The organism is Mesorhizobium tianshanense (assembly GCF_007830515.1).
GTDB lineage: Bacteria > Pseudomonadota > Alphaproteobacteria > Rhizobiales > Rhizobiaceae > Mesorhizobium > Mesorhizobium tianshanense.
In genome coordinates this window covers 35,499-54,313 of sequence record NZ_VLKT01000030.1, presented here as the reverse complement: position 1 = coordinate 54,313, position 18,815 = coordinate 35,499, and the positions used below count along the sequence as shown (strand labels likewise).

At 65.2% G+C, this 18,815-nt stretch carries 17 protein-coding genes; 10 read left to right on the top strand and 7 right to left on the bottom strand.

Annotated features, from left to right (window positions below; genetic code table 11):
* Positions 1-3: 3 nt before the first annotated feature.
* The 4 genes from IQ26_RS22770 to IQ26_RS22755 all read left to right on the top strand — a co-directional run bounded on the left by IQ26_RS22770 (position 4) and on the right by IQ26_RS22755 (position 3,096).
* Positions 4-1,146, top strand: coding sequence for a benzoate/H(+) symporter BenE family transporter (locus IQ26_RS22770; protein WP_145720589.1), 1,143 nt, complete (start codon positions 4-6; stop codon positions 1,144-1,146).
* Between the two features lie 117 nt (positions 1,147-1,263).
* Entirely contained in the window at positions 1,264-1,767 is a 504-nt protein-coding gene (locus IQ26_RS22765) for a DUF2852 domain-containing protein (protein ID WP_145720588.1), read from the top strand.
* Between the two features lie 99 nt (positions 1,768-1,866).
* Positions 1,867-2,625 carry a M48 family metallopeptidase gene (locus IQ26_RS22760; RefSeq protein ID WP_145720587.1) on the top strand — a complete coding sequence of 253 codons (759 nt, stop codon included), beginning with the start codon at positions 1,867-1,869 and terminating at the stop codon, positions 2,623-2,625.
* A gap of 3 nt (positions 2,626-2,628) precedes the next feature.
* On the top strand, positions 2,629-3,096 hold the full coding sequence (locus tag IQ26_RS22755; RefSeq protein WP_145720586.1) for a hypothetical protein: 468 nt from the start codon (positions 2,629-2,631) through the stop codon (positions 3,094-3,096).
* Positions 3,097-3,122: 26 nt separating this feature from the next.
* Here IQ26_RS22755 and IQ26_RS22750 read toward each other — a convergent pair whose 3' ends face one another.
* Positions 3,123-3,341, bottom strand: coding sequence for a hypothetical protein (locus IQ26_RS22750; protein ID WP_145720585.1), 219 nt, complete (start codon positions 3,339-3,341; stop codon positions 3,123-3,125).
* A gap of 111 nt (positions 3,342-3,452) precedes the next feature.
* Between IQ26_RS22750 and IQ26_RS22745 the strand changes: the two genes are divergently transcribed.
* From IQ26_RS22745 to IQ26_RS22720, 6 genes are all read left to right on the top strand, one after another.
* The gene (locus IQ26_RS22745) at positions 3,453-4,112 is read left to right on the top strand and encodes a phosphoribosylanthranilate isomerase (RefSeq protein ID WP_145720584.1); all 660 of its coding nucleotides are present in this window, start codon (positions 3,453-3,455) and stop codon (positions 4,110-4,112) included.
* An 88-nt stretch (positions 4,113-4,200) separates the two neighbouring features.
* Positions 4,201-5,451 carry a tryptophan synthase subunit beta gene (gene trpB, locus IQ26_RS22740; protein WP_145720583.1) on the top strand — a complete coding sequence of 417 codons (1,251 nt, stop codon included), beginning with the start codon at positions 4,201-4,203 and terminating at the stop codon, positions 5,449-5,451.
* A gap of 2 nt (positions 5,452-5,453) precedes the next feature.
* Positions 5,454-6,293 carry a tryptophan synthase subunit alpha gene (trpA, locus tag IQ26_RS22735; RefSeq protein WP_145720582.1) on the top strand — a complete coding sequence of 280 codons (840 nt, stop codon included), beginning with the start codon at positions 5,454-5,456 and terminating at the stop codon, positions 6,291-6,293.
* A gap of 47 nt (positions 6,294-6,340) precedes the next feature.
* A complete protein-coding gene (gene accD / locus IQ26_RS22730; protein WP_145720581.1) occupies positions 6,341-7,267 on the top strand; it encodes an acetyl-CoA carboxylase, carboxyltransferase subunit beta in 927 nt (308 codons plus the stop codon).
* Positions 7,268-7,328: 61 nt separating this feature from the next.
* Positions 7,329-8,654, top strand: a complete 1,326-nt coding sequence (locus IQ26_RS22725; protein ID WP_145720580.1) for a bifunctional folylpolyglutamate synthase/dihydrofolate synthase — start codon at positions 7,329-7,331, stop codon at positions 8,652-8,654.
* Between the two features lie 26 nt (positions 8,655-8,680).
* Positions 8,681-9,100 (top strand): VOC family protein, encoded by a 420-nt coding sequence (locus IQ26_RS22720; RefSeq protein ID WP_145720579.1) that lies wholly within the window; start codon positions 8,681-8,683, stop codon positions 9,098-9,100.
* A gap of 12 nt (positions 9,101-9,112) precedes the next feature.
* Here IQ26_RS22720 and IQ26_RS22715 read toward each other — a convergent pair whose 3' ends face one another.
* The 6 genes from IQ26_RS22715 to tsaE all read right to left on the bottom strand — a co-directional run bounded on the left by IQ26_RS22715 (position 9,113) and on the right by tsaE (position 18,807).
* The gene (locus tag IQ26_RS22715; protein ID WP_126036949.1) at positions 9,113-9,394 is read right to left on the bottom strand and encodes a cupin domain-containing protein; all 282 of its coding nucleotides are present in this window, start codon (positions 9,392-9,394) and stop codon (positions 9,113-9,115) included.
* A gap of 128 nt (positions 9,395-9,522) precedes the next feature.
* Positions 9,523-9,846 (bottom strand): thioredoxin, encoded by a 324-nt coding sequence (gene trxA, locus IQ26_RS22710; RefSeq protein ID WP_145720578.1) that lies wholly within the window; start codon positions 9,844-9,846, stop codon positions 9,523-9,525.
* 75 nt (positions 9,847-9,921) lie between these two features.
* Positions 9,922-13,434, bottom strand: coding sequence for a double-strand break repair helicase AddA (addA, locus tag IQ26_RS22705; protein ID WP_145720577.1), 3,513 nt, complete (start codon positions 13,432-13,434; stop codon positions 9,922-9,924).
* Positions 13,431-16,553 carry a double-strand break repair protein AddB gene (addB, locus tag IQ26_RS22700; protein WP_145720576.1) on the bottom strand — a complete coding sequence of 1,041 codons (3,123 nt, stop codon included), beginning with the start codon at positions 16,551-16,553 and terminating at the stop codon, positions 13,431-13,433. Before addB ends, addA begins: the two co-directional genes overlap by 4 nt.
* Positions 16,550-17,299, bottom strand: a complete 750-nt coding sequence (locus IQ26_RS22695; protein WP_145720575.1) for a nucleotidyltransferase family protein — start codon at positions 17,297-17,299, stop codon at positions 16,550-16,552. The genes addB and IQ26_RS22695 overlap by 4 nt, the downstream gene beginning before the upstream one ends.
* Positions 17,296-18,807, bottom strand: a complete 1,512-nt coding sequence (tsaE, locus tag IQ26_RS22690; protein WP_145720574.1) for a tRNA (adenosine(37)-N6)-threonylcarbamoyltransferase complex ATPase subunit type 1 TsaE — start codon at positions 18,805-18,807, stop codon at positions 17,296-17,298. Before tsaE ends, IQ26_RS22695 begins: the two co-directional genes overlap by 4 nt.
* Positions 18,808-18,815: the final 8 nt, after the last annotated feature.

Here is an 18,815-nt window from a genome sequence, read left to right as displayed (position 1 = left end):
GACATGCGTATTTCCATTCCGGTATCCGCCTACGTCGCGGCGATTGTCGGCTTCGGCGGCACGCTGGCCATCGTCATCGCCGCCGCCAAGGCGGTGGGCGCGACGCAGGTCGAAACCGCAAGCTGGGTTACGGCGATCTGCCTGGCGATGACGATCGAGTGCCTGTGGCTGTCCTGGCGCACCAAGATGCCGGTCATCACCGCCTGGTCGACGCCGGGCCTGGCGCTGATCGCGGCATCGAACGGCTTTTCGATGGGCGAGGCCGTCGGCGCCTTCATCGTCACCGCCATCCTTTTGATCGCCACCGGCCTGTTCAAGCCGCTGACCCGGCTGATCGCCAGGATACCGGCCTCGGTCGCGTCGGGAATGCTGGCCGGCATTGTCGTCACCTTCGCCATCAACGCAGTGAAGGCCATTCCCGTCGACCCCTGGCTGATCCTGCCGCTGATCGCCACCTTCTTTGTCATCCGCCTGTTCAATCCGGCGCTCTCGGTGCTGGCGGTGCTGATCGTCGGCGGCGCCGCCGCCTTTCTCACCGGCCGTGTCGGCGGCCTGCCGACGCCTGAACTTTCGACATTGACGCTGATTGCGCCGCAGTTCACCGTCACGGCGCTCATCGGCCTGGCGCTGCCGCTCTACCTGGTCACCATGGCCTCGCAGAACCTGTCCGGTCTCGCCGTGCTGAGGGCCGCGGGCTACCATCCAGAACCCGGCCCGCTGATCGGCGTCACCGGCCTGCTTTCGCTGCTGTCGGCGCCGTTCGGGGCCTCGACCACCAATCTGGCGGCGATCTCGGCGGCGATCTGCACCGGCCCCGACGTGCATCCCGATCCCGCCGAGCGCTGGAAGACCGGTCCCTTTTACGCGCTTGCCTATCTCGTCTTCGCCATTTTCGGCGCCTCGCTGGTGGCGATCTTCGCGGTGCTGCCGCAGAGCCTGATCGTGCTGGTCGCCGGACTGGCACTGATGGCGCCGCTCGCCAACGCGCTGTCGATCGCCCTGAAGGAGGACGACGAGCGCATGGCCGCCACCGTCACCTTTGCCGTCACCGCCTCGGGGCTGACGCTGTTCGGCGTCGGCGCGGCGTTCTGGGGCCTGATTGCGGGCCTGGTCGTGCTTTTCCTCGAAACCCTCAAAAAGCGATAATCATTTCAGCCGTTTGTCCGGTTTTGGCAGTGGCTGTCTTGAATCGCCGTTTTTCCCTTCCCATTTCGATTCCACGCAGCCGCGATTGGCTGTCTCCAACTGAAGGACTGGGAGAAAATGAACACATCTGCATTGATCCGTCCGGCCTGGACGCCGGCGACCATCGCACTGATGGTGATCGGCTTCATGGTGTTCTGGCCGCTCGGCCTCGCCATGCTCGCCTACATCATCTGGGGCGACCGGCTTGACGGCTTCAAGCGCGACGTCAACCGCGCGACCGACGGCATCTTCGCCGGCTGCCGCCGCGGTTCCGACAAGGCGGCGCGCTGGGGCCACGGCTCCGCCCGCACCGGCAATGTCGCTTTCGACGACTGGCGCGAAAAGGAACTCGAGCGGCTCAATGAAGAGCGCCGCAAGCTCGACGAGATGCTGAGCGAGTTCGACGAATATGCCAGGGAATTGCGTCGCGCCAAGGACCAGGAAGAGTTCGACCGCTTCATGGCGAACCGCAACAAGTCGACCTCCCCGACAACCGGTGGTCCGACAACCGGTGGATCGACCGGCTCTACGGGGACCGGCAAGCGCAGCGGCAAGTCCACGCCTGGCCTGCTCGACGAGTAAGGCCCTTGCCCCGATAAATAATCAAAAAACGGCGTCGCGTCAGCGGCGCCGTTTCTTTTTTGTTCTATTCGTTTTCCTCGAATCGCGTATCGTCACGCCATGTCATTCGGCTTCTTCCGCAACCTGACCAAACCCAGGCCCGCCCCCGCCGTGGAGCGAGAGCATTGCGTTGCCGGCCGCACGCTGCCGCTCAAGATCGTCGAGAGCGACCGGGCGCGCCGCCTGACGCTGCGCATCGATTCCGGCGGCCGCGGCTTGCGCATCACCGTGCCGCCGGGCCTGCGGCGGGGCGAGGTTGAAAAATTCCTGGACCGGCATCAGGACTGGCTGGAGCAGCGGCTGGCCAAGGTGCCCAACCGGCCGCAGGTGCGGCCCGGCATCAAGATACCGGTGCGCGGCGTGCCGCATCGCATCGTTCATGAACCTTCGAAACGCGGCACCGTCATGCTGTCGCGCGACGAGCGCGGCCCGCTGATGATCGTGCATGGCGATCGCGTGCATCTGCCGCGCCGCATCGCCGATTTCCTCAAGCGCGAAGCCAAGCGCGAGATCGAGGCGCTGGTGATCAAGCACACCGGGGCGGTCGGCAAACGCGCCAGGGCGATCCGCTTCAAGGACACGTCGAGCCGCTGGGGATCGTGCACGTCCGACGGCAATCTGTCCTTCTCCTGGCGCATCATGATGGCTCCGGCACCGGTCATAAACTACCTCGTCGCGCATGAGGTGGCGCATCTCAAGGAGATGAACCACGGCCCGAAATTCTGGAAATTGTGCGAGCAGCTCTGCCCCGACACCGAGCGCTGCAAGGACTGGCTCAAGCGCAACGGCGGCGCGCTGCAGGCGATCATGTTCGAGTGATTGATGCCCGCGCGGATCGAATACCGGCTGATTGGAGCGGGCTGGGCGATGTGCGATGTGACGGTTGGCGACCTTCAAGCAACCGTGGCAGCGTCTTATCTGGGCGATGCTCTCAACGAGCTGCTTGGCGCTACACTAAAAGCGCTGAAAGGCACCAGGTATTCGGTCGCTCGCTTCTGTGATGAACCCGGTGAGTATCGCTTCGTCCTGGTGCCGGAAGGCGCATTTGTCAGAGTGCAGATACTGGAATTTTCAGAAATCTGGTCTGACGAGCCAGATGACTTCGGCGAGATGAAACTTGAAGCCACATGCGGGTTGCGAGAGTTCGCAGAAGCAGTTCTCAGTGCCGTTCGTGCGGTTCTGAACACACATGGCGTCAAGGGTTACAAGGAGAATTGGGTCCGTCACGAGTTTCCATTGGAGGCCATGAACGAGCTGAGCCGCGCGTTGGGAGTGGCGACACTCCAATGACAAGCGAGCTTTGAAAGCTTAGCCGATCAATCGTCGTTCGCTGCGTTGAGCTCCTCCGGCCGCAAGCCTCCATCGGCATGGCGCGGCCATGGCAAGAAGTCCGTCTCGAAGGCGTCGCTGTCGAAATAGTCGAGCGCGCGCTGCGCCTCGGCGCCGTTGAAGGCGGCTTTGTGCATCAGATGCACAATGACCTCGCGGGCCTGCGCGATCTTTTGCCTGAGTTGGGCAACGGTTTGGTCTGCCATGTTTTCTGCTCCCGCCTGCAGTCCCTGGGAAGAAGGTAGCGCGTTCCGCGCTGGCGGCAAACAGCATGCTTTTTCTCGACTCTTTTGCCGTTTCGTGCCAATCCCCGCGTCATGGCGCTCGACATCAAGATATGCGGATTGAAGACCGACAAGGCATTAGCCGCGGCACTGGCCGGCGGCGCCAGCCATGTCGGCTTCATTTTCTTCGCCAAAAGCCCGCGCTATGTCGAGCCAGCGCAAGCCCGCCGCTTGCGTGAAGCGGCGATCGGCAAGGCCAAGGCGGTTGCCGTGACGGTCGACGCCGGCGATGCGTTGCTGGATGAAATCGTTGAGAAAATGCAGCCCGACATGCTGCAGCTGCATGGTTCGGAAACGCCCGAGCGGGTGGCGCAGGTCAAGGCCCGCTATGGCCTGCCGGTGATGAAGGCGCTGGCCGTCAGCGCCGCTGCCGATCTGGAGCGGATAAAACCCTTCGTCGGCATTGCCGACCGTTTCCTGTTCGACGCCAAGCCGCCGAAGGGTTCGGAACTGCCGGGCGGCAACGGCGTTGCCTTCGACTGGCGCATTCTGGCCGGCCTTGACGCAGGCGTCGATTACATGCTTTCGGGTGGGTTGAACGCCGCCAATATCGGCGATGCCGTTCGGCTTGCCAATCCGCCCGGATTAGACATTTCCTCTGGTGTGGAAAGCGCGCCTGGCGTCAAGGATCCGGCGCTGATCGAACAGTTTTTCCGGGCCGTCGGAGCCGCGCGGAACACCCGCGCAGCCTGAAGGATAGAACCCGGAGCATGTCCCGGAAAAGTGGAAACCGGTTTTTCCGACAAGGACATGCTCCAAAACAAGAAGTAGGAGATCGGCGATGGACAAGCCGGCGATACCCAATTCCTTCCGCACCGGACCCGACGAACAGGGCATGTTCGGCATCTTCGGCGGCCGTTTCGTCGCCGAGACGCTGATGCCGCTGATCCTCGACCTCGAACGGCACTGGAACGAGGTCAAGGACGATCCGGATTTCAAGGCCGAGCTGACTGACCTTTCGACCCACTATGCCGGCCGGCCGTCGAAGCTTTACTTCGCCGAAGGCCTGACCAGGCATCTTCGCGAGGTTTCCTCGGCGAAGGGCCTGGGCGGCGGCGCGAAAGTCTATTTCAAGCGCGAGGACCTGAACCACACCGGCTCGCACAAGATCAACAACTGTCTCGGCCAGATCCTGCTGGCCAAGCGCATGGGCAAGAAGCGCATCATCGCCGAGACCGGCGCCGGCCAGCATGGCGTGGCGTCGGCCACGGTGGCGGCGCGTTTCGGCTTTCCCTGCGTCGTCTATATGGGCGCAACCGACGTCGCCCGCCAAAGCCCCAACGTCTTCCGCATGAAGCTGCTCGGCGCCGAGGTGCGGCCGGTGACCGCCGGCCACGGCACGCTGAAGGACGCCATGAACGAAGCTCTTCGGGATTGGGTAACCAATGTCGAGGACACCTATTACCTGATCGGCACCGCCGCCGGCCCGCATCCCTATCCGGAGCTGGTGCGCGACTTCCAGTCGGTGATCGGCACCGAGGCGCGCGCCCAGATCCTCGAGCAGGAAGGCCGCCTGCCGGACACCATCATCGCTTGCGTCGGCGGCGGTTCCAACGCCATCGGCCTGTTCCATCCCTTCCTCGACGACAAAGACGTTCGCATCATCGGCATCGAAGCCGGCGGCCGCGGTCTCGACGGCATCGAGCATTGCGCCTCGATGAATGCCGGCGCGCCGGGCGTGCTGCATGGCAACCGCACCTATCTACTGCAGGATGCCGACGGGCAGATCATGGACGGGCACTCGATCTCGGCCGGCCTCGATTATCCGGGCGTCGGGCCGGAGCACTCCTGGCTGCGCGATACCGGCCGCGTCGAATACGTGCCGATCCTCGACGACGAGGCGCTGGAGGCATTCAAGCTGACGACCCGCGTCGAAGGCATCATTCCGGCGCTCGAATCCGCCCATGCCATCGCGCATGCCGTGAAAATCGTGCCTGCCATGGACAAGGACCAGATCGTCATCGTCAACTTGTCCGGCCGCGGCGACAAGGACGTGCATACGGTGGCCAATATGCTGGGCATGGAGATCTGATCATGACCACCCGCATCGACCGCCGCATGGCCAAGCTGAAGGCCGAAGGGCGCCCGGCGCTCGTCACCTATTTCATGGGCGGCGACCCGGATTACGACACCTCCCTGTCGATCATGAAGGCGCTGCCCGGCGCCGGCAGCGACATCATCGAGCTCGGCATGCCGTTTTCCGATCCGATGGCCGACGGCCCTGCGATCCAGGCGGCAGGCCTGCGCGCGCTGAAGGGCGGCCAGACGCTGGTCAAGACGCTGAAGATGGCGTCGGAATTCCGCGCCGGCGACAATGAGACGCCGATCGTTTTGATGGGCTACTACAACCCGATCTACATCTACGGCGTCGACCGCTTCCTCAGGGATGCGCTGGCCAGCGGCATAGACGGGCTGATCGTCGTCGACCTGCCGCCGGAAATGGATGAGGAACTGTGCATTCCGGCGCTGAAGGCCGGCATCAATTTCATCCGGCTGGCGACGCCGACCACCGACGACAAGCGCCTGCCCAAGGTGCTGCAGAACACGTCGGGTTTCGTCTACTACGTGTCGATGACCGGCATCACCGGCTCGGCGCTTGCCGACACCGGCAAGGTGGCGGCGGCGGTCGGGCGCATCAAGGGCCATACCGACCTGCCGGTCTGTGTCGGCTTCGGCGTCAAGACCGCCGAGCAGGCGCGCGTGATCGGCGCCAATGCCGATGGCGTCGTCGTCGGCACCGCGATCGTCAATGCGGTGGCCAATGTGCTGGGGCCGAAGGGCGAAAAGACCGCCGACCCGGCCGAGGCAGTCGCCACGCTGGTCAGCGGGCTTTCGCAAGGCGTGCGCGCGGCTCGCCTTGCTGCCGCCGAATAGTCTTCCTACGTCTTTCCTACCTCTTCGTCAGGACAGGAGCCGAAGCGATGAACTGGATCACCAACTACGTTCGCCCGAAGATCAATTCGATGCTCGGCCGGCGCACCGACATGCCCGAGAACCTCTGGATCAAGGATCCCGAGACCGGCGAGATGGTCTTCCACAAGGATCTGGAGCAGAACCAGTTCGTCATCCCGTCTTCCGGCCACCACATGAAGATCTCGGCCAAGGAGCGGCTGAAATTCTTCTTCGACGACGGCAAGTACGAGACGCTCGAAAACCCCAAGGTCGTGCAGGATCCGCTGAAATTCCGCGACGAGAAGCGCTACACCGACCGGCTGAAGGACGCCAAGGCCAAGACCGGGCTCGAAGATGCCATCGTCAATGCGCTGGGGACCGTCGAAGGCTTGCCGGTGGTGGTGACGGTGCAGGACTTCGCCTTCATGGGCGGCTCGCTTGGCATGGCCGCCGGCGACGCCATCGTTCATGCCTTTGAAGTGGCGTTGCAGCGCAAACGGCCGCTGGTGCTGTTCGCGGCCTCCGGCGGCGCCCGCATGCAGGAAGGCATCCTGTCGCTGATGCAGTTGCCGAGAACCACAGTGGGTGTCGATCGGCTGAAGGAGGCCGGCCTTCCCTATATCGTCGTTCTGACCAACCCGACCACCGGCGGCGTCACTGCCTCCTATGCCATGCTGGGCGACGTGCACATCGCCGAGCCCGGCGCGCTGATCGGCTTTGCCGGGCCGCGGGTCATCGAGCAGACCATCCGGGAAAAGCTGCCCGATGGCTTCCAGCGCTCCGAATATCTGATGGAGCACGGCATGGTCGACATGGTGGTGTCGCGGCTGGAGATGCGACAGACGATCGCGCGGCTCCTGAAAATGCTGCTCAAGCTGCCCGAAACGCAAAAGCCGCTGGAGCCGGAAATCCTGCCGCCGGCGGCGATCCCGGCGGAAGCACGCCCGCAAGCCTGACGCGACATCCTTCGCCGCGAACGCGATTGCGCGCCGTCTGTGGCGCGCCTAGGATTCCACCATGACCACGCTTGCCGCCGACCGCGAAATCGAAAGCCTGATGTCGCTTCATCCGAAGGGCTTCGATCTTTCGCTCGACCGCATTTCGCGGCTGCTGGAGCGGCTGGGCAATCCGCAGAACCATCTGCCGCCGGTCATCCACATCGCCGGCACCAACGGCAAGGGTTCCTGCGCCGCCTTTTCGCGGGCGCTGCTCGAAGCGGCCGGCCACCGCGTCCATGTCCACACGTCACCACATCTGGTGAACTGGCATGAGCGCTACCGGCTGGCCGCCGACGGCGGCGGCAGGCTGGTCGAGGACAAGGTCTTCGCCGATGCCATTGCCCGCGTCGCCAAGGCCAATGGAGGCGAGACGATCACCGTCTTCGAGATCCTCACCGCCGTCACCTTCCTGCTGTTTTCGGAACATCCGGCGGATGCCGTCATCATCGAGGTCGGCCTCGGCGGCCGCTTCGACGCCACCAATGTCGTCACCGAGCCGGCGGTGTCGGTGATCATGCCGGTCTCGCTCGACCACGAAGCCTATCTCGGCGACCGTGTCGAACTGATCGCCGCCGAAAAAGCCGGCATCATCAAGCCCGGTTGCCCGGTGGTCATCGGCGCGCAGGAAAGCGAAACGGCGCTGCAGGTGCTCATCGAAACCGCCGAGCGGCTCGACTGTCCCGCCTTCGTCTATGGCCAGGATTTCCTCGCCTTCGAGGAAAACGGCCGCATGGTCTATCAGGACGAAGACGGTCTGATGGACCTGCCGCCGCCGCGCCTGCCGGGACGCCACCAATTCGCCAACGCGGCGGCGGCGATCGCGGCGGTCAAGGCGGCGGGCTTCGAGATCGGCCATCGCACCGCCGAGAAGGCGATGACCAATGCCGCATGGCCGGCGCGGATGCAGAAATTGCCGCCAGGCAGGCTGACGGAACTGGCGCCGAAGGGCGCCGAAATCTGGCTCGATGGCGGCCACAATCCGGGCGCCGGCATCGTTGTTGCCGAGGCGCTGGCCGAGCGGGAGGAAAAGAACCCGCGGCCGCTGTTCCTGATTTCCGGCATGATCAACACCAAGGACCAGAGCGGCTATTTCCGCGCCTTCAAGGGCCTAGTCCGGCATGTCTACACAGTGCCGGTGAGCCTCAGCGAGGCCAGCGTGCCGAATGACGAACTGGCGATCCGCGCCGTCGAGGCCGGGCTGTCGGCCGAGCCGGTGAGCTCCGTCGCCAATGCATTGATGCTGTTGCGTGATACATGGGACGGGCCGCCGCCGCGCATCCTGATCAGCGGCTCGCTCTACCTGGCCGGCGCGGTGCTGGCCGAGAACGGCACGCCGCCGGTCTGAAGCCGGATTTTCCGCGAGGAGCAGTCATGATCAAGGTAAAGCAGCTCGCTCATGTCTGCATCTTCGCGCATGACCTGGAAGCGACGCGAAGCTTCTACAGGGACGTTCTTGGCATGGACACCCAGTTCAATTTCCTGCGCGACGGCAAGATTTTCGGGTTCTACCTCAATTGCGGCGGCCGCAGCCACGTCGAGGTATTTGGGAAAGACGAGGCCCGCTATAGCGACTTGAACCAGATCAACCACTTCTGCCTTGAGGTGGAAAACATCGACGCGGCGATCGCCCACATAAGATCGAAGGGCATCGATGTCACGGCAAAGAAACACGCGTGCGATGACACCTATCAGGCCTGGATACGCGATCCCAACGACGTGAAGATCGAGTTGTTCGAGTATACCGAAAAGAGTGCGCAATTCGCCGGAGGCGATCGCATCGCCGATTGGTGATCGCGCGGTGGATTACTTCAGCTCGATCTCGATGAAGGCGTATTCACCCTCATTGGCGCTGATGACGTCGTGCTCGACGCCTTCCTTGCGGAAATAGGGCGCCCCCTTCTTCATCTCGGCAAAGGATTCGCCATCCTTGGTCAACAGCTTGACCTTGCCGTCCATCAGCGGCACGACGACGTAGTCATGGCCATGGCGGTGCCAGCCTGTGTTGTCGCCCGGCGCGAAGCGGTACTCGGTGACGATGACGCGGTCATTGTCGATGAAGACGGTTGCCTTGGCGGATCCTGTCATGGAGTTCTCCTCTTTGCCTGAACAGAGGACATGGAGTGCGACAGCGCGAGGGCCAGAGCGACCTGGCGATGACGCCAGCAAAAAGCCCGGCGCGACGGCCGGGCTTGGCTGCAGAATTTCGGGCCGGATCAGGCGAGATTGCCGTTGATCCAGTGCGACAGCGCGGTCTTGGGTGCTGCGCCAACCTTCATGTCGGCCATTTCGCCGTCCTTGAAGATCATCAGCGTCGGGATCGAGCGCACGCCGAACTGCGCGGCCAACTCCGGATTCTCGTCGATGTTGAGCTTGGCGATCTTGACCTTGCCGCCGAGTTCGACGGCGATGTCTTCCAGCGCCGGCGCGATCATCTTGCACGGGCCGCACCATTCCGCCCAGAAATCGACCACGACCGGCTCCTTGGCGTCGAGCACGTCAGCCTGGAAATTGCTCTTGTCGACCTTGACGGTGGCCATGCTGAAATCCTTTCGAGAGTTGTTTTTCGCACCAAATGTGGTGGTTATTGCGCCCTTCTTCAAGCAGCTGTTGTGTCACGCTCCCGTGAGTCGGGCAAGGGCGTCGTCCATCGCCTTTGCCGGCAGCTCGATCAGCCGCGGCGCTTCGGTGAACAGCAGCGCCGCAGAGACCTCATGTTCGGGGTAAAGCGGCTGGAGCAGCGCGCGATAGAGCGCGAGCTGCAGGACATAGGCCGGAGGAACGTCCGCCAGCGCGGCTGGCGCCGGCCGATTGGTCTTGTAGTCGACGATCGAAACCTTGCCTGGTGTAACTGCCAGACGGTCGATCTTGCCGGAGATCGAGCGTAATTTGCCCTTCACCTCCAGGCTGCCCATGACCGCGACTTCCGCGCGTGAGGACGGCGAGAACAGTTCACCGAAACGGATGTCGGCAAGGATCGCCGCCACCGAGGCCAAAGCCCTATTGCGTTCGGTTTCAGGCCATTGCGCGCCGGCGCGCTTGAGATAGCGCTCCGCGGCACCCCGGCGTTCGGCCTCCGCAATGCCGGGCAGCATCTGCAACAATTTGTGCAGCGCCAGCCCCCGCATCACGGCAAAGCCGGGCTCCGCCTCGGCGTCCAGCACCGGCGAGCCGGTGTCGATCACGGCTTCCTTCGCCTCGTCGATCAGCGCCGAAGCGCCGGAGGGCGACAGTGGCCGCGGCAGGTCCTCGAAGGGCGGCAAGGGTTGGAACAGCGTCTCCGGCAACGGCGCAAACTGTTGCGTCTGCCGCGCCTCTTCGGCGGCCGCCGGTGCGACCGGCGGCAATTTTGTCACGTGAAAGCGATGCACGGTCTCGCCGGTGGCGGGGTGCTGCCGCTCCGTGCTTTCGGGAGCACCGACCAGCGCGCGGCTGACGATCGAATGCCAGGTGCCGGCATTCGGCGCCCGCTTGCCGTGATAACCGCAGACGATCAGCCGGTCCTCGGCGCGGGTCATGCCGACATAGAGCAGCCGGCGATATTCGTCGTCGGCCAGTTCGCGCGCGCGGGCCGAAGCGGCCCGCGAAAATCCATTGGCGACGTCGCTGGCCGAGCGCCAGAGGTAGCCCTTGCCGTCCCAATGCTCGCCCGAGCCATCGAACGGCATCAGCCTCGGCAGATGCTGGTCGCTGAACGGAGCCGAGCCGCCATCAACCAGGAACACGACAGGCGCCTCCAGGCCCTTGGCGGCATGCACGGTCATGACGCGAACCTCGTCGCGGGTCTGGTCCATTTCGCGCTTGATCTCGGGGCCGGCGTTTTCCAGCGTCGACAGGAAGGATTCCAGTCCCGGCAGGCCGGTTCGTTCCTCGGCGAGGCAAAAGCTCAAGAACTCGTCGAGGATGTCGCCGGCTTCCGGCCCGAGCCGCGCGATCATCTTCCTGCGCAGGCCGTCGCGAGCGAGAGCCCCGGCATAGAATTCGAACACCGGCTTGAATGCGGCTTCATCGGACCATGTGTCGAGTTGGGCAACGATTGCGGCCAAGGCAGCGCTTTCGTCGGCATGCCGCCTGAGCGAAGCGATCAAGGAGAGACCGGACGGCCGCTCGCCCGCGAGCGCGAAAAGCATCTCTTCCGAAACATCGAAGATCGGGCTGCGCAGCACGGCGGCAAGCGACAGATCGTCCTCGGGCTGGATGAGGAAGTGGCCGAGCGCGATCAGGTCCTTCACCGCGATATGGCCGGGCAGGCTGAGCCGGTCGGCGCCGGCGACCGGGATGTCGCGGCGCTTCAGCGCGCGCGTCAGCGCATGGACGAAACGATCGCGCTTGCGCACCAGCACCAGCACGTCGCCGGGCCGAAGCTTCTTGCCGCGGCCTTCGATGATCTCACCATTGCCGATCCAGCCGGCAATGGTCGCCGCCACGTTTTCGGCAACGCGCACCGCCGGCGCATGGGCGTGGTCGACGGCTTGCGTCCAGTCGTCGGGCTCGTCGACGACGTCGGCGCCGATCGAGGGCCAGACCTCGACATAGCCCGGCGCGTCGGTGCGGATCGCCTTGTGGTTCAGCGGATCGGGATCGTGGCTGATGCCGCGCCGCACGACCGGGTCGGCAAAGACACGGTCCACCGCCGCAAGCACGTCGTCGGTCGAACGGAAGGACCAGGTCAGCTTGAGATCGGCGAAGGCGGCGTTGGCGTCGCGTACTTTTCCGGCAAACAGGAGCCTTGAGTCGGCGAAGGAGTCGGGGGCCGCTCCTTGAAAGGAGTAGATCGACTGTTTTTCGTCGCCGACGGCAAAGACCGTGCGGTGGACCGTGTCGCGCGCGCCGAGCCCGGCAAAGAATTCCTCGGCCAGCCGCTTCACCACCTCCCATTGGTCGGGACTGGTGTCCTGCGCCTCGTCGAGCAGGATATGGTCGATGCCTTGGTCGAGCTTGTATTGCACCCAGGGACCGGCGTCGGGCCGCGCCAGGAGATTGACCGTTCGGGTGATGAGGTCGTTGAAGTCGAGGAAGCCACGGGCGCGCTTCAACTGCTCGTAGCGGGCGATCAGCCGGTCGGCGATGGTCAGCGCGGCACGTGTGCCCTCCAGCATCCTGAACAGGGCCAGCCGGTCGGAGATTTCGAGGATGGCGTCGGCCGCGGCCAGATAGCGCTCGGCAAGATCGGGCAACCGGTCGAGCAGCGCCTTCTTGAACGTCTTTGCCGGCTCATAAGGCTCGCCATCCGCCCGCAGGAAGGCTTTTGCCAGCAGTTGCAGCCGGCGAACCGAATCATTCTCGGCGAAGGCAAGATGGGCGTAGGGCAGAAGATTGTTCAGCACGATGCGGGCATCGGCGGCTTCGGCAGCGCGGGCAAAGGTGACGAAATAGTCCGGCAGGAAGCCCGGCAGCGGCCAGACGGACGCCGCCAGGCCTTCGGCGGTCTGGCCGGCGCGAAACTTGAACTCATCGAACAGCGCCCGGAAGCCATCGCCGCCGGCCGCGCTGATGAAGGCGCGCAAACCGTCGCGCTTGCGCACGATCTCGGCCAGCAACGCGTCGAGCCCGTGTTCGCCGCCGCGTTCCAGAATGGTGGCGAAAGCCTCGGCCAGTCCCGGATCGCCGGCCGCCGTGCCCGAGATCATGTCGCGGCGGGCGGCGGCGAAGAGCGACGCCTCCATCTGCGGATCGAGCATTTCGAAATGCGCCGGTATGTTGGCTTCCAGCGGGAACTGGTGCAGCACCGATTCGCAGAAGGCGTGGATGGTCTGGATCTTCAGCCCGCCCGGCGTTTCCAGCGCCTCGGCGAACAGCCGGCGGGCGCGGCGCATGGTTTCGCGATCGGGCCCGCGACCGTCCAGCGCCTCTATCCTTGTCGCCAGCTCCGCGTCGCCAAGCGCCGTCCATTCCGACAGCGTCGAAAACACCCGGTTCGACATGTTGGCGGCGGCGGCGCGGGTGTAGGTCAGGCACAGGATCTTCGACGGATCGGTGCCGCGCAGCAAAAGCCGGATGACGCGCTGGGCCAGCACATGGGTCTTGCCCGATCCGGCATTGGCCGACACCCAGGCGGAATTTTGCGGGTCGGAAGCACTTGCCTGGCTGGCCGCCGTGTCGGTCGGGATGGGATAGGCCTTCTTCACGCCTCCCCTCCTTCGTCGCTGGCGTCGCTGCCGGCGGACCATTCGAGCACGCGGGCGAGATGGTCGTAGTCGCCATCGGTCTCGCCCTCGCGGAACGGCAGCGCGCGCGACAGATAGCCGGTCGCCGGGTCGGCATAATGGATCAGCAGCCTTTCCAGCCGCGCCCAGGCCTCCTCGGCGAGATCGGCGGCGGTTCGCGGCTTGCGGTTGTATTCGAGGATGGATTCCTCGAACACCTCGCCGTTCGGCTTCAGCCTGATGAAGGCCAGCTGCGACGGCTCGCGCGCGCCAAGCCCCTTGAAGGCGCCGCGCCTGAGCAGCGCGCCTTCGAGCGCCAGTTGCGGCGACAGCAGCGTATGGGCCTGCGCCTTGGACGGCGAGGAACCGGTCTTGTAGTCCAGGATGTCGGCCATGCCACCGGCCAGGAGATCGACACGATCGGCGTAGCCGGACAGCGTCACGCCGGACCGGCCGACACCGGTTTTTTCGGCGCGCTCCTCGGCATGCCGCATTGTCACGGCGAAAGCGCGGCCGCGTTCCCATTCGATGATGCCGGCTGCGAGCTTTTCGAAGCGCGGCCACCACACCGCCTCGACATCGGACGGAAGGGCCGCCTCGGCAAAGCATGCGCGGCCGGCGGCGAGGAGACCGTCCAGCGCCTCCGGCGCAAGCGGATCGGCGACCCTTGCCGAGAAGAGATGCAGGATGGCGTGAAACAGCGTGCCGCGCTCGGCGGCGCCCGGGTCGCGGATGACCGGATCGAGCGGCATCAGGCCGAGTATTCTCCTGGCATAGATCGCGTAAGGGTCGCGGCGCAGCGTCTCGATTTCGGTGACGGAGAAATGCTGAGGCCGCACGGCCAGCAGCGGTTTCGGCTGCGGTCGCGGCGCGAAATCTCGCCTTTCGCCGGCATCGAGCGCACGTGCCCAGGACAGGAATTCATCACCACGCCGGCGAAGCACCGCCGCATGGTCCTCGCCGATGAAGGTCAGGATGCGCTGCAGCCAGCGCGATGGCACCGCCGGCGCGTCGCCAGAGCGGGCGGAGCGCGCCAGCACCACCTTTTTCGAGCCCATCGCCATCTGGAAATCATGGGCGGCCAAGCCGATGCGCCGTTCGGGCGGCTCGAGATCGATGCCGGTCTTCATCAGCCGCGACATGAAGCGGTCGCTTTCCGGCTTGCGCGGCCACACGCCTTCGTTGAGCCCGCCGACGACCAGCGTGTCGACGTTCTGCAACCGAGCTTCCAGGGCGCCCCAGATGGCGATGTTCCTGTCAGTGCCTTGTGCCGGTTTGACCGTCTCGGGCGCGATCAGCGCCTCCATCACATCGGGCCATTCGTCCGCCGCGAAGGAGAACGACGCCGGGGCGGCGACCAGCCCGCGCAGGAGCTCAGCGAGTTTTTCGCCGGCGTCGCCTGCGTAGAGTTCGCTCAGGCTGCCGTCCGCGGCGCGGCCGAGACTTTCGAGCGCGACGACGCTGGCCCGGGTCAGCGCGGCAAGATCGGTGTCCTCCCCGCCGCGAAAGACAATCAGCGGCGCCAGCGCAGCGGCAAGGCGGATGAGCAACTCGCGGGCGCCTTCGATGTTTCGCACAGTCAGGCGGGAAAACCAGAAGGGCGGGCGGGTGCCGGTGCCCAGGCCGGTGAGGCGGGCCTCGAAGAGCTCCGGCAGCGATGCGACGTCGGGGCGGCCGGTGCCGCCGCGCAGGGCCACCAGTTCGATGATCTCCGCCGCATGACGCACGCTTGTGCGTTCCAGGCCGAGGCCAAGCAAAGGGTGCTTGAGCAGCGACAGCAGGGCGACCGGATCGCCGGGCCGGAACGCGGCCTGAAGCGCCAGCCTGAGCAGGCTGGCGGCAAGCGTATTGGCAAGCGGCGTGCCGCCCGAATCGTCTGCGACGACACCAAAGCGCAAGAGTTCGGCCGAGACGCGCCGCGCCAGGGCGCGGTCACCGGTGACGAGTGCCGCGCGCTGGCCGGGCTGCTCGACCGCGCGCTTGAGCGCGACGGCGATCGCCACCGCTTCGTCGCGTTCGCCGGCGGCTTCGACAAGCGTCACGTCGGCGAAGGCGTCAATGATGTCGCCCGCGGGAAAGCCGGCACGCGTCTGCGCCCACAATTCGGTGGTTTCGGCCGGCCGCAGCGCCTCGCCGACAAGTGCCGCGCGCAGCACAAGCGGCCTTTCGGCAACGGCGATCTCCCCGACATCGCCGCGCAGCACGCCGATCTTGCCGATCAGTTTTGCCAGGCCGTATTGCGGATGGCCAAGCAAGGCCGGACGCGCCCCGGGCGCCGCGATTGCCTGGAACGACGGCTCATCCAGCATCAGGTCGAGGCCGGGCAGCACGACGGCGCCGTTCGGCAGGCCGGCGATCACCGCAAGCAGTTCGGCCGTTGCGGGAATAGACCCCGTGGAGCCGGCGGCGATCACCGGCCCAGTGGGCGGATTGCGCTTCAGCCGCGCCGCTTCCAGCCTCATCAGCGCATTGCGATGTGCGGCGGGATTGGAGCGGTTGCGTTCTTCGAGGAGATTCGGCCAGTTTTCGGTGACGATGCTCAGGAAATCGAGCGTCACTTGCCACCAGCCGGCGAGATTGCCGGTCACCAGATCGGCGAGCCTGGCCCAGTCCGTGCCTTCCGTCTCGATCTCGTCCATCAGCCGGGCCAGGTCGCGCGCCAGCCAGATGGCGTCGGCGGCGGAGGCCGGCACGACGATCTCCTCGTCGAAAAGCGCCGCGACATGCGCCGGCAGGCGGCGCTTCCAGGCGCGCACCAGCGGCGCCAGCAGCAGCAGCCGCTCGATCGCGGCGATCGGCGGCGCGAGGTCGATCGCCGCCGATGCGTCGGCCTCGAATGCCGCTTCGTCCTCGTCGAACTCACCGAGCGGACGGATCACCGGCAGGATCGCCGAGCGGGCACTCAGACGGTCGACGAAGACGCCGCGCAGCGCCCGCGCGGCACGGCGCGTCGGCACATAGATGGTGGCGTCGGCCAGCGCCAGCGGGTCGCCGTCGAACCGGAAACCGGGAACAAGCCGCCCTGACAGCAGGGCCTCGGCCAGCGTCGGCAGAAACGGCGCTCCGGGGGGAATCGAGAAGACGCGGCGGGAGCCGCTCATTTCAACTCGTTAAGGGCGCTGGGCGACTCGGCAAGCGCGCCGGCGACCGCCGCTTCCGCAAGCGGAATGGCGTCGGGCGTGCCGACGGTGATCCAACGTCCGTGCATCGTCATGCCGAACAGGCGGCCGGCGGCGATGGCCGCATCGAAATAGGCGTTGAGCGAGTGCGGCTCGGCCGGCGCATCCTTGAAAAGACGCGGATGGACGATGGCAGCACCTGCATAGATAAGGCCTGCCGGGTCACCTTTCGAACGCCGCAAGGCGCCGTCCGGCGCCATCAGGAAATCGGTGCCGCCGCTGTGTCCGGTCGCTGACTGGAGATCCGCAAGCATCAGCAGAATATCCATTTTCGCTGCCTCCCATGCAAGGGCAAGGCGAGCAAGATTGGGCATGCCGCTGTCGATCCAGAAGGTGTCGGCGTTGACGATGTAGAAGGAAGCCTTTCCCAGGTCCGGCAAAGCATGGACGATGCCGCCGGCGGAATCGAGCAGCCTTTCGCTTTCGTCGGAAATGACGACGCGCGGTGCGCGGCGCGTGGCGATATGGGCGACGATCTGTTCGGGAAAATAATGGACGTTGACCACGGCCTTGTCGACGCCGGCATGGGCCAGGCTGTCCAAGCTCCAGTCGAGCAACGTCTTGCCTGATATCTTGACCAGCGGCTTCGGCATCGTGTCGGTGATCGGCCGCATGCGCTTTCCCAGGCCGGCGGCAAGCACCATTGCGGTCTTGGGGCGTGTCGTCACAGCGGCCGTTCCTCCAGCAGGCCGTTGGCGGTGTAGAAATCCCGCAGGCTGGCCAACGCCGGATGCGCCAGCGCCCGGCGGAGGTAGTCGCGAATGCGCGGCAGGTGTTTTAGATAATAGGGCTTGCCGTCGCGCTTTTCGAGCCGGACGAAAATGCCGAGGATCTTCGAATTGCGCTGCGCCGCCATGATCGCATAGCTCTCGACGAATTCGTCTTCGTTAAAAGCACCGGCCTTATGGCGCGCAGCGATATAGGCATCGAGCGTCCGCTTCTCGATCCCAGGCGAAAGCGTGACGCGCGCATCCATGGCGAGCGAGGCGAGATCGTAGGCGGAGGGGCCGATCAGCGCGTCCTGGACATCGATGATGCCAAGGCGATCGTGACCGGTGCGCTCGCCGCGCCAGATGATGTTGGGCGAATGAAAGTCGCGCAGCACAAGCGTGTATTCGCGCCCCTCCAGCCGGTCGAGGGCCGCATTCCATTCCCTGTCGTAGCCGGTGCGCAGGGCATCGCTTGCCGGGCCGCCCGATATCGCCGGCACGTACCAGTCGAGCAGCAGTTCGGCTTCGATCATCATGGCATCTCGATCGAAGGGCGGCACCTCGTGAAAAACGCCGGGCGCGGCCTCCATGCGATCGGGCCATGCCTTGCCATGCATCATGGCAAGCAGTTCGGCCGCCGCCTCGTAGCGCTCCGCCACCGGTTCGCCGTGCTTGCCGAGAACCCCCTCCGAGCCAAGATGCTCCAGGAGAAGAAAGCCCTGGTCCAGGTCCTGGGCATGGATCTCCGGGGCGCTGACGCCACCGGCCCGCAACGTCCGGTCGATGGCGACGAAGGCCGCGACGGATTGCGCGGTGTGGGCGATCACCGCATAGGGCTTGCCGTCGCGGACCGGCGGCCCGAGCACCAACCGCGGCGAGTTCATCAGCACGCGCGGCGGCAGGCCGGCCAGCGAGACGATCTCATAGGAGCGGGCCGAGGCGTCGCCGATAAAATATCGTCTCTGCGCTTCGCCCCAGCCAGCTCTTTCCAGAAAATCGCGGATGGCCAGCGATCGCGCCGCGCGCTCGAAGGCAGCCCCTTGTCCCGACAGTCTCGCCAGGCGTCCGTCGCCCTGATGGACCAGTTCGATCAGAACCAAAGTCTTCGGCAAATAGGCCTCCGCCCGTTCCGGCCATTCGACCAGGGCAGCGCCTTGCGCCAGCGCTTCGTCGAAACCCAGTTCGTCCAGTTCGGACGCCGAGGTCAGGCGGTAGAGGTCGAAATGATGGACGGGAACGCGCGCCTCATAGCTCTGGACGAGCGTGAAGGTCGGGCTCGGCACATCGAGGCTGGCGTCCTCGGTCATGGCCCTGATCAGGGCCCGCGCCAAACTCGACTTGCCGGCGCCGAGATCGCCTTTGAGGGACAGCACGTCGCCGGGGCGCAGCGACATGGCCAGATCCTCGCCCAGCCTTGCGGTCGCAGCCTCGTCGGCGAGAAAACGCTCCAGCACCACGCCTGCCATCGAGCGCG